This is a genomic window from Chloroflexaceae bacterium (assembly GCA_025057155.1).
GTDB lineage: Bacteria > Chloroflexota > Chloroflexia > Chloroflexales > Chloroflexaceae > JACAEO01.
On record JANWYD010000003.1, the window covers coordinates 229849 to 243056 of the forward strand.

Annotated in this window: 13 protein-coding genes; 6 read left to right on the plus strand and 7 right to left on the minus strand. The window is 66.4% G+C overall.

Annotated features, from left to right (window positions below; all coding sequences use genetic code 11):
- Positions 1-29: 29 nt before the first annotated feature.
- On the minus strand, positions 30-317 hold the full coding sequence (locus tag NZU74_03630) for a hypothetical protein (protein MCS6880400.1): 288 nt from the start codon (positions 315-317) through the stop codon (positions 30-32).
- A 165-nt stretch (positions 318-482) separates the two neighbouring features.
- Between NZU74_03630 and NZU74_03635 the strand changes: the two genes are divergently transcribed.
- On the plus strand, positions 483-1007 hold the full coding sequence (locus tag NZU74_03635; protein MCS6880401.1) for a hypothetical protein: 525 nt from the start codon (positions 483-485) through the stop codon (positions 1005-1007).
- 194 nt (positions 1008-1201) lie between these two features.
- Here the strand turns inward: NZU74_03635 and NZU74_03640 are convergent, their stop codons facing one another.
- A complete protein-coding gene (locus NZU74_03640) occupies positions 1202-3238 on the minus strand; it encodes a saccharopine dehydrogenase NADP-binding domain-containing protein (protein ID MCS6880402.1) in 2037 nt (678 codons plus the stop codon).
- 182 nt (positions 3239-3420) lie between these two features.
- On the opposite strand from NZU74_03640, the gene NZU74_03645 reads away from it, so the two are divergent.
- A complete protein-coding gene (locus tag NZU74_03645) occupies positions 3421-4902 on the plus strand; it encodes an amidase family protein (GenBank protein MCS6880403.1) in 1482 nt (493 codons plus the stop codon).
- Positions 4903-5156: 254 nt separating this feature from the next.
- Here the strand turns inward: NZU74_03645 and NZU74_03650 are convergent, their stop codons facing one another.
- On the minus strand, positions 5157-5948 hold the full coding sequence (locus NZU74_03650; GenBank protein MCS6880404.1) for a GNAT family N-acetyltransferase: 792 nt from the start codon (positions 5946-5948) through the stop codon (positions 5157-5159).
- A gap of 125 nt (positions 5949-6073) precedes the next feature.
- On the opposite strand from NZU74_03650, the gene rraA reads away from it, so the two are divergent.
- The 3 genes from rraA to NZU74_03665 all read left to right on the plus strand — a co-directional run bounded on the left by rraA (position 6074) and on the right by NZU74_03665 (position 9281).
- A complete protein-coding gene (gene rraA / locus NZU74_03655) occupies positions 6074-6550 on the plus strand; it encodes a ribonuclease E activity regulator RraA (GenBank protein MCS6880405.1) in 477 nt (158 codons plus the stop codon).
- Between the two features lie 214 nt (positions 6551-6764).
- Positions 6765-7967 carry a BMP family ABC transporter substrate-binding protein gene (locus NZU74_03660; protein MCS6880406.1) on the plus strand — a complete coding sequence of 401 codons (1203 nt, stop codon included), beginning with the start codon at positions 6765-6767 and terminating at the stop codon, positions 7965-7967.
- 213 nt (positions 7968-8180) lie between these two features.
- Positions 8181-9281, plus strand: coding sequence for a Xaa-Pro peptidase family protein (locus NZU74_03665; GenBank protein MCS6880407.1), 1101 nt, complete (start codon positions 8181-8183; stop codon positions 9279-9281).
- 112 nt (positions 9282-9393) lie between these two features.
- Here the strand turns inward: NZU74_03665 and NZU74_03670 are convergent, their stop codons facing one another.
- The 3 genes from NZU74_03670 to NZU74_03680 all read right to left on the minus strand — a co-directional run bounded on the left by NZU74_03670 (position 9394) and on the right by NZU74_03680 (position 10777).
- Positions 9394-9849, minus strand: a complete 456-nt coding sequence (locus tag NZU74_03670) for a universal stress protein (protein MCS6880408.1) — start codon at positions 9847-9849, stop codon at positions 9394-9396.
- A gap of 134 nt (positions 9850-9983) precedes the next feature.
- Positions 9984-10442: a CBS domain-containing protein gene (locus tag NZU74_03675; protein ID MCS6880409.1), complete on the minus strand. Its 459-nt coding sequence runs from the start codon at positions 10440-10442 to the stop codon at positions 9984-9986.
- Positions 10443-10471: 29 nt separating this feature from the next.
- Positions 10472-10777 carry a hypothetical protein gene (locus tag NZU74_03680; protein MCS6880410.1) on the minus strand — a complete coding sequence of 102 codons (306 nt, stop codon included), beginning with the start codon at positions 10775-10777 and terminating at the stop codon, positions 10472-10474.
- Positions 10778-11183: 406 nt separating this feature from the next.
- Between NZU74_03680 and mscL the strand changes: the two genes are divergently transcribed.
- Complete coding sequence (gene mscL, locus NZU74_03685; protein MCS6880411.1) at positions 11184-11573, plus strand: large conductance mechanosensitive channel protein MscL; 390 nt, start codon at positions 11184-11186, stop codon at positions 11571-11573.
- Positions 11574-11741: 168 nt separating this feature from the next.
- On the opposite strand, the gene NZU74_03690 is transcribed toward mscL, so the two are convergent.
- On the minus strand, positions 11742-13052 hold the full coding sequence (locus NZU74_03690; protein ID MCS6880412.1) for a DUF58 domain-containing protein: 1311 nt from the start codon (positions 13050-13052) through the stop codon (positions 11742-11744).
- Positions 13053-13208: the final 156 nt, after the last annotated feature.

A 13208-nucleotide genomic window follows, 5' to 3' on the forward strand; every position in this document is an offset into this window, starting at 1 on the left:
GGCCGCGCGCCGTTTGTTCCCTCCTCGCTCTACGCCGCGTACTCCTGCGCCCAGAGCTGAATGCCCTCCCGGTCGCGCAGAGCGGCGGCGTGAACGGCGTCGGGCCGCCAGACGCCGCGCAGGTGCTCGGCAGTGATCGTGGCGGGATGCATGCTGCGGAACCGCGTCACCGACGCGGTCTCGCCCTTGCCCCACTCCTCCTCTTCGCCCGTCCCGGGGGGCAGGGCGACCTCATGGTAGGTGACCACCTCGGAGTGCTGGAAGCGATCCACGGCCTCGCAGACCCGCACGTGATCCGCCAGGGCAGCCAGGAGCACATCCTCCTGATCAGATCAGCCGCCGCGCGCGGAGCGCCTGCGGAACGTGTCGCGGCGCCACTGGCAGCGATGGGCTTGACGTGCAGGCAAACCATTGCTATACTTAGAACATCTGAGCTATAGTACAAATGTACCACATGCATAGCCCGCGAGAGGAGGAAAACAATGGCTGTTCAGAGCCGCGATTTGCACAGTGAACGCCGCTTTCCAGTGAATGTGCCGATTGGCAACCTCGGCGCTCTGGCCTACATGGTTACCGGCATCCTGGCCCTCCTCGCGGTCTATGTAGTGCTGAGCAGCGCCATCGCCTTTGTACGCACCGTGCGTGACGACCTGGCCTATGGGCGGCCACGAACCTTTCATCTGACCGCCAACGTCGGGCGACCGGAGGAGTCCAACGGCCCCACCCACCTGATTGCGATGAACCTGGATCGGCAGGTGTTGATTGTGGAGATTGCCGGCAGCGATCCGAGCAAGGTGCGCGCCATCCCCGGACCCTACCTGATCGGAGCGGGGGAGGATCTCACGCCGGTGACCATGCGCCTCGACGATATGAATGGTGATGCGGCGCCGGATCTGATCGTTCAGGTTAAAAACGAGGAGCTGGTCTATCTCAACCGCGGGAATGAATTCGGGCTGATCACTGCCGAGGAGCGCCAGCAAATCCTGCAGCGTTCGGCTGGTCAGTAGACGTGTTCCAACGCATGGACTCACCGTTAAGCACGCAGAGTTGACTGCAGATCGATTTGAAGCTCGTCCTCTGCGCGGCCCTGCGCGCTCTGCGGCGGGCTTGAACAGCCGGGGACGGCGGCTATCTGCGCAGCTTCGGACGCCGCCGCGGAAAATGGTTCTCGGCGGGGCGCAACGCTCCTCCTCCGGGCCGGCTAGGGCAGTGCAAACAGGCCCGGAACGCGCCGGGCCAGGCCGAGGTTGCCGCTGACGTGCATCCGGCGCATCACGATGTGTCGCCAGGGCCTCGTCTGGCCCGTCAGCAGGCGGCAGAGCAGATCGGCGCTGGCAAAGGTAAACGTGACATCAGTGGTTCGGGCGCGCCCGATTTTTCCTATGCCGCCCTCCGGGCCGATGCGGACGTGCCAGCTACCGCCTCCTTGCCCTTCGACATTGATGGCGATGGTGGCGTAGAGATCGCCCCCGCGCTCGGGCCAGTACGCCAGGCCGAGCAGGTGGAAGAAGCGCGTAAGCTGGCGTCGCATCATGCCGGGGCTGAAGAAGATCCAGATGGGGCGTGAGCGGGAGACGGCCAGGTGCGCGCCGCGGACAATGCCAGCATTGGCCAGGGAGCAGCCGAAGAGTTCGGCCACCGTGGGCGCGCGACTGAAGAGAGGCACGGCGACCAGCCGCCCCAGGCTTTCGGCGCCCAGCGGCGCGGCCATCCGCGCTGCCGTGCCAAGGGCCTCCAGAAAGGCGCTGATCAGTTCTCCTACCGGCCGCTCCGCGCCGGTGGCAACGGCGGCATCGTTGAAGGAGAGGATGTCCTCGCGGCGTGCCAGGCCGGGGATGACCGTCGGGCGACCTTCCAGGCCGCTCTGGATGACCTGGTTGTACAGCTCGGTCATTCTGAGGGTGTGGGCCAGGGCCTGCCGCATCGTCCATGCTTCAGTGCGGCGCTCGATGCGCCGGTTCCAGTCCTCCTCCTTGAGGCGCTCAAAGGAGCCGCGGTAGATCTCCTGGAGTTCCAGGAAGTCGGAGGCGATGGTGTAGGCGGTAAAGGCGCCGATGCGATCTTCCAGGCGCGCCAGGGCTTCTTCGGCAATGGCCAGTTCGTCCTGCTCCGCCTCGACCGGCGCGGCAACCGGCAGCGCCGGTTCCGGGGGCGGGCTCGCGGTGATGTCTGGAGCGTCCTGGAGTTCCAGGTCGGTGCGCTCGACCCCGGCGATTTCCATAATCAGGTCCGGGCCGTAGGCCAGAGCAGGCGTCTGGAAGCCGGGCGGGGCCTGGCCGGCGAGCACCTTCTCGGCGATGAGCACGGCGGTCGCGGCGGTGAGAGTGTAGGCTTCGGGCGTGCGCAGGCGCGAGATCGCGATACGCCCGGCCGCGTCGATCACTTCTCCCCAGAGCAGGCCCTGGCCGCGCGCCCGTTCGGCATCGCTCGGGCCGTCCGGCCCGCGCCGGATCAGCCAGCGTAAGAAGCGGCGCGTGGCGCGCGCGCCAAGAGCCGGGGCCAACAGTTGCCCCTGCCCTGCAAGCAGCGCTCCGAACCGGCCTATGTAGGCATATACGATGATGTTCGGAATGCCCGTGCTATAATAGGCGCTGCTGACATCTCCCCAGGGGATGGCCACAACATCTACCGGGCCGCGCCCAAAATCCACCTGGCGCCTGAGTTCACCCAGCGGCGAGGTCACAATCACGCCGTCGCGCCGAACCGCGCCCATCGTGTCCAGGCTCTCCAGCGCCGTCAGGGCCGTGCCTCGCGAAATCCCGCCCAGCCCCTGGAAGGCGAGCGCCAGGTGCGTGGCCTCGGGAAGACGTCGTTTCAAATGCACGGCCAGACAGTCGCTCGGCACAACATCAAACCCCGCGCCGGGCAGAAGCATGATCCCTGCCGCGCGGGCCTCGCCGTCGCGGGCGTGCAGCTCCTCAAAAACGGCAATCTCGCCGGTAATGTCAATGTAGTGCACCCCCATGCGCAGACAGGCATTCGCCATAGGGCGACTGGTTCTGATGAACGGTCCGGCGCAGTGGATCACTGCTACTCGCCCGCGGAGGGCGGCCTCGAGCCCGGCCATGTCGTCCAGGTTGACCGCCAGGTGGGGCAGATCGAGACGGCGGGCCACTTCGCCCACTGCATCGGCGTTGCGACCCGCCAGGATCGGGCGCAGCCCTCGCTCCACAGCCTGCTGAGCGACCAGCCTGCCCGTGTAGCCATTCGCTCCATAGATGAGAATGGGCGCGCTCACATGGTTCCTTCTATCGTCCACGCCCCTGCCGGGAGAGGGTCGCGGAGGGCAACCCCCCGGACCCTCCCGTTCGAGAACTTGCCGGACGCAGCAATGTCCTCCGACCAGAAGCAGTATAACACTGTCTCCAGGGACGCTATGCCGAGCGAGCCGAGTTCTCCGGCGGGCCGATGAGGTGGCGGATGTCTGAGGAGTGGTGTTTTAGCCCGGCCCGTGAGCTGGCAGCGGCGATTCGCGCGCGCCAGGTGACCTGTGTTGAGGTGCTGCAAGCGCATCTGCGCCGCATCGAGCGCCTTAACCCGCTGGTCAACGCCATCGTTACGCTCACCGCCGAGCAGGCCATGGCCGTCGCCCGGTCCTACGACGCGGCCCTGGCCGACGGAACGGCGCCCTCTCCCGCCGCGGCGCCGCTCTACGGCTTGCCCGTCGCGCACAAGGATCTGCTAGATACCCGTGGCGTGCGTACCACCTATGGCTCGCCGATTTTCGCCAACCACGCGCCCGACGCCGACGCGCTGATTGTGGCCCGTCTCAAGGCGGCGGGGGCCATTACGCTGGGCAAGACGAATACGCCGGAGTTCGGCGCCGGTTCGCAGACCTTTAACCCGGTTTTTGGCGCCACGCGCAACCCGTATGATCTGGGCATGACCTGCGGCGGAAGCAGCGGCGGCGCGGCGGTGGCCCTGGCCTGCGGCTTCATCGCCCTGGCCGACGGCTCGGATATGGGCGGCAGTTTGCGCAATCCGGCGAGCTTCTGCAACGTGGTGGGTCTGCGCCCGACCCCCGGGCGCGTGCCAGTATGGCCCAACCGCGCGCCCTATCTGCCCCTGACGGTGGAGGGGCCTATGGCCCGCACCGTGGGCGATGTGGCTTTGATGCTGGCGGCGATTGCCGGGACCGATCCGCGCGATCCGCTCTCCTTCGAGGAAGTCAGCCACATCTTCGCGCAGCCCCTTGACTATGACCTCCGAGGCGCGCGCGTGGCCTGGAGTTCTCCACGTCGGGCGCGCTGCAGCGCGTCCGCCCTCCGAGGCGCGCGCGTGGCCTGGAGTCCCGATCTCGGCGGCTTGCCGGTCGATCCGCGTGTGACCGCGGTGGTGGAGAGCCAGCGAGCAACCTTTGCGACCCTGGGCTGCATCGTCGAAGAGGCTACGCCCGATCTGCGCGATGCCGATGAGATCTTTCTCACCCTGCGGGCATTGAGCTTCGAACTGAACCTCGGCGAGTTGCTCGATGCCCATGGCGATCAGCTCAAGGACACGGTAATCTGGAACATCGAGCAGGGGCGGCGCCTTACCGGTTCCCAGGTGGCGCGGGCGATGCGGCTGCACGGCGAGTTGCTGGCCCGGGTGCGCGCCTTTTTCGAGCGCTATGACTATCTGGTTCTCCCGGTAAGCCAGGTTCCGCCCTTTCCGGTCGAGCAACCGTATGTCACCAGCATCAACGGTGTGGCGATGGGCAGTTACCTGGAATGGATGCGCTCGTGTTACTGGATCAGCGCTACAGGCGCGCCAGCTCTGGCTGTGCCGGCGGGCTTCACGCCCGAGGGGTTGCCAGTGGGCCTGCAGATCGTTGCGCGCCCGCGCAATGAACTCGGCCTGCTCAGGCTGGGCCACGCCTTTGAACATGCGACCGGGTTCTGGCGCCGGCGACCGCGGATCTGACCGCCTCCGCCCTGCGGGCGTGTGGTCTGTGAAGTGAGTTTCCTGGCATTTTCGCCCCCCTCCCAGCCTCCCCCCGTTGGGGGGAGGACCCAGACACCCTCCCCAGCGGGGGAGGATTGGGGAGGGAGTGGATTAAGCAAAAAACTTAGTTCACAGAAAATGTTCCTGGGAAGGCGTGGCCCTCCCGGACCCTGCCGCTGGGCAGGGACGTGGGGAAACGAGGCGTCGCCTGTCGCGACCGCTTCTGGTTGCGGCTACCGCAACCAGAAGCGCACGCAGGCGAACCGTTCGGCGGGCCAGAAGCCCAGGGCACGACAGGCTGCGAACGCAGCGGCGTTGTCGGCCATCACCAGGAGGTAGACGCGAGGCGTCAGGGTGAAACACGTCTGAACGAGGGCGCTGACGCAGGCGCTTGCCAGTCCGCGCCGCCGGTGGTCGGGGCAGGTGACGATGTTGCCGATCTCAACCACATCGGAAGTGGCGAAGCGGGTCGTAGCCATGGCTAGCAGACGCTCACCGTCGAAGGCGCCGAAGGCCGGTCCCAGGTCAAGCGCCTCCGGACGCCAGGCCATCAGGCCGCCCTGGACGGCGAGGGCGTGCATGGCAGGCAGATCGGCGTGGCGCAGGCGTCGCACCCCTGGCGCGGCGCGCAGGCGCAGGGTCTCTGGTTCGACCACCATCTGATACTCCGGGGCCAGCGCTTCGACGCGGGTGAAGCGGGCCAACTGGCGCGCGCGCTGCTCGGGCGCCACGGTGGTCAGGAGTTGCCCGCGCAGAGCGGGCAGGCGCTCGCCGAGCGCGCCAAGGAGCGGCGGAAGCGCCTCGTCGAACGCGACCGCGAAGGACAGACCGGGGAAGGGCAGGTCGCGGTCGTGCGAGATGACCCCCTGCACCCGGCCCTGGCTGTGGGCCAGCACCACGGCGCAGCGCTGCCGCAACTGCGTGACGTTGGAGAGAGGAATAGCGTTCCGGTAGGGCGAGCGGCGCAGAAAGGCCAGCACGTCCGGCTGCCAGGTCGCGTCCAGTTCGGTGATCGTGAGGGCCATTATCGGCTCCGCGAACGGCGACTGTTTCGCAATAGTGTAGCATGGTGGAGCAACCGCACGCTCTTTCAACTGGTGTGGCGCAGCGCAGCCGCATAGGACCTGATAGTAAAGCGAGGAGAACCCCGATGAGCTTCAAAACCACCGACCTGAGCGATGCCCATCCCGAAGCCCAGGTGGCCGAGCCGCTGCTGCGGCACTTTGGCGGCGTGAGCCGCTTCAGTGGACCGATCGAGACGTTGCGGGTCTTTGAGGACAATGCGCTGGTGCAGACCATCCTCGAAGAACCGGGGAACGGGCGGATCCTGGTGGTTGACGGCGGCGGTTCGCTGCGATGCGCGCTGCTGGGCAACGAGCTGGCAGCAGTGGCCGCGGGCAACGGCTGGGCCGGCGTGGTGCTGCACGGCTGCGTGCGTGACACGGCCCAGTTGCGGCAGATCGCGCTGGGGATCATGGCGCTGGCCCCCTCGCCGCGCCGCAGCATCAAGCGCGGCGAAGGGCAGCGCGGCGTGCCCCTGCATATCGCCGGGTTGACCCTGCGACCGGGCTACTACCTCTACGCCGACGAAGATGGCGTCGTCGTCGCCGAGCAGCCGCTGGCGTAGGGGGATTTGGGATTTGGGATTGCCGATGGGTGCGGTCGGCGTTGTGGTGATGCGCATAACCGCCGGGCGGGGCATAGAGCCGGCCCGCCGGGCCCGGCTCTACGCCCAGGGCGCCCGGGGCCGCGGTATATGCTATAATCGGCGCCAATCCGCCCGATATGACATCCGTCCTTCTTTGGTTGAACCGGTGTTTTGACGAAGGAGCATGCAGCCTATGCGCAAATCCCTCACTACCCTTCTGGCCGTCGTGCTGCTGCTGGTGCCGGCTCTGGCCGCCTGTGGCGGCGGCGGCGCCGCGCAGCCGACTGCGGCCCCGCCCACCGCGGCCCCGCCCACCGCAGCCCCGCCCACCGCGGCCCCGCCCACTGCCGCGCCTACTGCCGCAGCAACTGCCGCGCCCACTACTGGCGCTACAGACTCCTCAAAAAAGCTCCGTGTTGGCCTGGTTACCGACCTGGGTAAGGTCAACGACGGCACGTTTAACGAGTTCGCTCACAAAGGCGTGCTGATGGCCCAGGAGAAGTACGGCTTCGAGTACAAGTACATCGAAACCACTGCCCAGGCCGACTATGCCGCCAACATTCAGGCCCTGGTGGACGAGAAGTTTGACATCATCGTGACGGTCGGGTTCTTGATTCAGGAGGCGACTGTCGCTGCCGCGGCCGCCAATCCGGACATCATCTTCATCGGCGTTGACCAGTTCTACGAGCAGGGCAGCGTGACCGACAATCTGGTCGGTTTGCAGTTCCGCGAGGATCAGGCCGGCTTCCTGGCCGGGGCCCTGGCGGCGATGATGTCGGAGAGCGGCACGATCGGCATCGTCGCCGGGCAGGAGATCCCCCCGGTGAAGCGCTTCAAGAACGGTTTCGACAATGGCGCGAAGTATGTGCGCCCGGACATCAACCTGCTGGGGGTCTATCTGCCCACGTTCATTGACCCGGCCCTCGGCGCCTCCAGCGCCGAGCAAATGATCGGCGAGGGCGCCGATGTGATCTTCGGCGCCGGCGGCCCGACGGGTTCCGGGGCGATCAAGGCCGCCGCCGAGAAGGGCGTCTTTGTTATCGGTGTCGATCAGGACGAGTACCTGACCACCTTTGCTCGCGGAGCCGCCCCTGGCGCGAACCGCATCCTTTCCAGCGCGATCAAGCGCGTGGACGTGGCCGTGGCCACGGAGATCGGCAAGGTCGTCGAGGGCACCTTTAAGGGGAACGGCATCGAACTCTTCGATGCCGCTGGCGAGGGCGTCGGCCTGGCGGAGTTCCACGAGACGGCGAATCTGGTCCCTGACGCGGTGAAGGCCCGTCTTGAGGAGATCTTCAAGGCCCTGGCCGATGGCACGCTGACCACCGGCGTTGACGCGGTGACCGGCGATGTGGACCCGGCGACTATTCCTGAGCCGAAGCCGTATACGCCGTAGACCTCAGGAGCAGCCCTTCCAGCTTGGAGGTGTGGAGGTGTAGAGGCGTGGAGCTGTGAAGCTGTGGCAACTTTCGAGCCACAGGGCGCAACTCTGAATGACACTGGAGGCATAGCTCAAAACTGCCCGAAAGTGTCAGCTACACCTCCACACCTCCACATCTCCACACCTCCACATCTCCACACCCCCACAGACCGAGCGAAGGAGCACGGCATGCAGACTCGTCTGGATCGTCTACGGGCCATCCTCGTCGGGCGCGAGTTGCCGGCGCTGCTGGTTACCGCCCCGGCCAATGTCCGCTACCTCAGCGGCTTCACCGGCAGCAATGGCGCGCTGCTGATCGCCTCCGAGGTGAGCCTGCTGTTCACCGACAGCCGCTACCTCATCCAGGCGGCCCGCGAGGCGCCCGCCTTTGCCGTGCGCGAGATCATCAACCCCGAGCGCCCCTTGCCGGTCGCGCTCAAAGCCGCTGCCGCCGAACTGGGTCTGCCCCGCATCGCCTTTGAGGCGGCCCACGTCACTGTGGCCGCGCATCGCGCCCTTTCGGCGGCGCTGGAAGGCGTGGCCGAGCTGGCGCCGGTGGAGGGGCTGGTGGAGCGCCTGCGCGAGGTGAAGGACGATGACGAGTTGCAGACGCTGCGCCGGGCGATTGCGATCACCGACGCGGCCTTTGCCGCCTCGCTGCCCCGGCTGCGCCCGGAGATGACCGAGCGTGAGGCGGCGTGGATGCTTGAAGTGGCCCTGCGCGTCGGCGGCGCCGAGTCGATCTCCTTTCCGATTATCGTCGCTGCCGGACCGAATAGCGCCCTGCCCCACGCACGTCCCGGCGACGAGCCGCTTGGTCTCAACCGCCCGATTGTCATTGATATGGGCGCCCGCGTCGATGGCTACCACGCTGACCTGACGCGCACAGTGGTGCTTGGCGAACCTGACGAGCGCTTCCGGCGGATCTATGCTATTGTGCTGGAGGCCCAGCGGCGAGCGATCGCCGGCATGCGTCCAGGCGCGCTGACCCACGAGGTGGATGCCCTGGCGCGCTCCTACATTGCGGCCATGGGCCACGGCGACCATTTCGGTCATGGGCTGGGACACGGAGTAGGGCTGGAGGTGCACGAGGGGCCGGGGTTGCGCCGGGCGCAACCCGACGCGCCCGGCGTCCCGTTGCAGGCAGGGATGGTAACGAGCGTCGAGCCGGGGATCTACATTGAGGGCTGGGGCGGCGTGCGGATCGAGGATCTGGTGCTGGTCACGGCCGATGGCTGTGCCGTGCTCTCGCAGGCGCCCAGAGTGGATGGTGGATTGCCGTCGGGATGAAGGGGGGCTGCTCCTCACCCTCCCCCCGGCCCCCTCCCTCTCCACCGCAGGTGAAGAGGGAGGGGGCGCCGAGCGCAGCGCGGCGGGGGAGGGTGAGGACCCGACCTCTCTGTCACCGCGGTTCCCTGGGCCGGATCACCAGTACCGGTACAGGGGCGGCCTGGATGACCTTCTGGGTGACGCTGCCAAAGACCCAGCGGCTGATCCCGCTGCGGCCGTGGGTGGCAATGGCGATCAGGTCGGCGTGCTGGCTCTCGGCGTAGTCGAGGATAGCCTCGGCGGCGGGCATGGTGCTGACTTCGACGTTCACGGTATATCCTTCGCTGCGGAACGGCGCGGCGATGCGCTCGAGGTAGGCGCGCGCTTCGCTCTTCAGGCTCTCCTGTTCGTCGGCGGTGCTCGCGGCGAGCATCCCGCTGTAATCTACACTTGACGTAAAGATAGGCGGCACGGCGCGGAGGAGGGTGATCTTCGTCGTGCCCCCGTGGGCTGCCAGTTCGCGCACGTGCGGCAGCACCTGTTCGGCGAGGGCCGACCCGTCCAGCGGAACCAGGATGTGGCGGTACATACGAACCTCCTTGCAGCAACCTCTTCGTAACTGCGGAGGGTTGCCGGACGCAGCGAAAACGAAGACGAGGCCCCTGCGGGCCTTCGACCTTCGTTCTCGGAAAGGGTATTAAGGTTTCCTGCCCGCGACGACGCTCAATCGCGGGCCGCCGAGGGCGGGCTGACGGTCACGATCCCGTCCTCGGTCTCCGACTCGACCATCCAGCGCAGCAGATCCGAAACGGTAATTACGCCGACGACCTGTTTATCAAGCACCACCGGCACGCCGTGGATGTGATGGGTGATCATCAACTGCGCCGCCTCGCGCAGACAGGTTGAAGGTGACACGGTCAGCACCGGCCGGCGCATAAATTCGCGCAACGGCAGATCCCGGACGCGCAAGCCGGGTCGATACTCGGCCTGATCGCCCTCAGGCGTATCGGAGATGCGGTTGATGTCGCCCTCGGTGACGATCCCCACCAGTTCGTTGCGCTCGTTAACCACCGGCAGGCGCCGGATATTCTGCTCGGCCAGGAGTTGCCGCGCCAGCGGCAGGGTCATTGTCTCGCGCGCCACAATCGGCGGGGCGCTCATCCAGACGCGCACACTATCCATCTCATCCCCCTTTTTTGCAGCCAGGCGACTCAGGCCGTCCAGCGGACGCCGCTGTGCAGCACCTCGACCAGGTTGCCCTCCCGATCCATCAGGAAGCGCAACGAGTTCCGCAGTTCGCAGTCGAGCACCGGGCAGGGGAGGATGTGCTCCACCCCGTAGGGGCATGCGCCTTCGCGGCGGCAGGCGCCGACATATACGGCATAGCGCGGGGAGCCAGGAGGACCGTCGAGCATTCGCAGATGAATAGGCTCGTTCCGCAGATCGGGATCGAGCTGGTTCAGATGCTCGCGGGCCACCCTGAGCATAGGATGCGGCGGTCGTTTCGGGCGTGCCATAACCTTGCCTTTCGGAATGGTCCGCGTGTGGTGCGCTTGTGAAACCATGATCAGAATAGCAAAGTCAACGCAAAGATTGTGAAAACTAATCGCAACGCTCTGTTAAGATCTCTGGGCTTGCGATCCGCAGTGACGGAGTACGGTTGCGCGACGTCATAGTTGCTTGGATATAGCTTCGTGATCCACTTGCGGCAGACCGCCCCTTTTGTGGCTGCGGCTCAAGGTGCGGCTGCAAGTGGATCGCCGGGCGTTCAGGCAGCTAGACGCCGCCGTCCGCGCAAGCGGCTTCGAGCTGTTCGTGGTCGGGCGGAGCCCTCCGACGCTCCTCAGGCGGGGGCAATAGGGAACCCCGATTTTCCTATGCTCATATCTGCTGCCGTTGAGAAGGAGCTAGAAAGGAATCACGATGTTGAAGGGCTTCCGTGATTTCATCCTGCGGGGGAACGTGGTCGATCTGGCGGTGGCGGTGGTGATCGGCGCGGCATTTGGTCAGGTGGTTGATGGTTTCATCGCAGCCTTCATTGACCCGCTCATCGCCATACTGCTCGGCGGCGCGGGCGAGGATCTCGCCTCGATCGTCTTCGGCAGTTTTCCGATCGGGCTGTTCCTTTCGGCACTGGTGACGTTCCTGCTCAAAGCCCTGGTGGTCTATTTCTTCATCGTGCGCCCCTTTGGCAATCTGGCGGCCAGATACGCGCCTAAGCCTGAGCCAACTGAGGAAGTGAAGCTGCTCACCGAGATCCGCGACCTGCAGCGGCGGCAAGTCGCTGCTCTGCAACACGACGAGAGGAAGTAACCGGACCCGAAATGGGCGCAGGGAAGCTCCGCACCTTCTCCCCAGCCCTCCCGGCGAGAGAGGGAACCAGGCGTCTCCCCCCGCCGGGAGGAGGCGCCTGGTTCCCTCCTGCCAGATCTCATCGGGACGCCATATACGGCAATCCAAAATCCACAATCCGAAATTGTATCACAGCCTTCCCTGGGCCTTCAGGCGAAGATAGGCGTTCACCACGCCCGCGCTGAGATGGTCGGCGGGCACGTCTATGGTGAGCACCCCGGCGCGGTTGAGCCGGTCAAGCAGCGCGCGCCGTTCGTCAAGCAGCTCTTCGGCCACAGCGCGCCGGTAGAGGCTGGCGCCGTCGCGCGCTGGCTGGCCGGCTGCGTCGCTTACAAACGGGTCGCTGACGGTGACGCACAGGGGCAGATGGTGGCGCGCCAGCCGGGCCAGATGGGTCGCCAGCGGCTCGGCCGCCTCGGGGAGCGCCAGGTCGGTGAAGAGGACGATCAAGGCGCGGCGGCGCTGCCGCTGCGCCAGATAGCGCAGGGCCGCGCCGTGGTCGGCCTCCACCGGCTCAGGCTGCACGTTGTACAGGCTTTCCAGCAGGCGCCGGAACTGCGGCTTGCCGCGCCGGGAGGGCACGTAGGTGCGTACACCGTCGGCAAAGGCGAGCAACCCCACGTGATCGCCCCGTAACAGGGCGACGTAGCTGAGCAGCAGGGCGGTGTTGACCGCATAGTCTATACGCATCAGGTCGCCCACCGGCGGGGCCATCAGCCGCCCGCAGTCAATCGCGCAGATCAGGTGCTGGCTGCGCTCGGCCTGGTAGTCTGCGGCAATCGGGCGCACCCGCCGGGCGGTGGCTTTCCAGTTGATGCGCCGGAACTCGTCGTCGGGAGTGTAGTCGCGCAGGCGATCGAACTCGCCCCCCATCCCCCGCGTGCGTGTCGGGCGCAGCCCCAGCTCGCGCAGCATGCCCCGGCGTGCAAGCAGGTCATACTTGCGCAACTCCAGCACGTTTGGATAGACCCGCACACTGGCCGCCGCCGGATAGCGCGCCTGCCGGATGAGCATCCCTAGCGGCCCGCGGTAGCGCAGCACCACATCGCCGAAGTGGTAGTCGCCCCTGCGCAGGGGGCGCACGTGGTAGCGCGCCTCGTAGATGTCGTAGGCCGGGATGGCGCCGCTCAAGAATTGCGCGTCGGCGGGGAACTCGTGGGGGTGTTCGTCGCGCAAGGTAAAAGCCACGGGCCGGGGGCTGGCATTGGCGAGAATGATCGTGATCGGGTTCGCGGCGCCCAGCGAGAGCTGCGCCTCATGAATGCGCTCCACTTCGATCTGGGCCGGCCTGGCGGCCAGGAGGGCGTCGCTCAGCGTTGCCCCTGCCACAATGACGAGATAGGCGAGCACGAGCCAGATCAGCGCCGGCGCAAAGGCCGACAGGGCGATTGGCGGGGCAGCCAGCAGCAGCAGGATGAGCAAACGTGGTGTTGGTAGCATTGCCACTATTCTACCTTGAAACCGCGACGGCGCCGTGCCATAATGCAGGATGTCAAACTTTTCGGTAATCTCCGTGGCCTGGGGGGAGAAGAGAGGAAGCCTGTTGCTCACGCTCCTGCCGAAGGGGAGGGGTGGGGGGCCTGATCTCCCAGACCC

Bases quoted from the DNA above. Each gene is read 5' to 3' on its own strand.
- mscL (MCS6880411.1), top strand. From the start codon at position 11,184: ATGTTGAAGGGCTTCCGTGATTTCATCCTGCGGGGGAACGTGGTCGAT.
- NZU74_03660 (MCS6880406.1), top strand. From the start codon at position 6,765: ATGCGCAAATCCCTCACTACCCTTCTGGCCGTCGTGCTGCTGCTGGTG.
- NZU74_03690 (MCS6880412.1), bottom strand. From the start codon at position 13,052: ATGCTACCAACACCACGTTTGCTCATCCTGCTGCTGCTGGCTGCCCCG.
- rraA (MCS6880405.1), top strand. From the start codon at position 6,074: ATGAGCTTCAAAACCACCGACCTGAGCGATGCCCATCCCGAAGCCCAG.
- NZU74_03645 (MCS6880403.1), top strand. From the start codon at position 3,421: ATGTCTGAGGAGTGGTGTTTTAGCCCGGCCCGTGAGCTGGCAGCGGCG.
- NZU74_03665 (MCS6880407.1), top strand. From the start codon at position 8,181: ATGCAGACTCGTCTGGATCGTCTACGGGCCATCCTCGTCGGGCGCGAG.
- NZU74_03650 (MCS6880404.1), bottom strand. From the start codon at position 5,948: ATGGCCCTCACGATCACCGAACTGGACGCGACCTGGCAGCCGGACGTG.
- NZU74_03680 (MCS6880410.1), bottom strand. From the start codon at position 10,777: ATGGCACGCCCGAAACGACCGCCGCATCCTATGCTCAGGGTGGCCCGC.
- NZU74_03675 (MCS6880409.1), bottom strand. From the start codon at position 10,442: ATGGATAGTGTGCGCGTCTGGATGAGCGCCCCGCCGATTGTGGCGCGC.
- NZU74_03635 (MCS6880401.1), top strand. From the start codon at position 483: ATGGCTGTTCAGAGCCGCGATTTGCACAGTGAACGCCGCTTTCCAGTG.
- NZU74_03670 (MCS6880408.1), bottom strand. From the start codon at position 9,849: ATGTACCGCCACATCCTGGTTCCGCTGGACGGGTCGGCCCTCGCCGAA.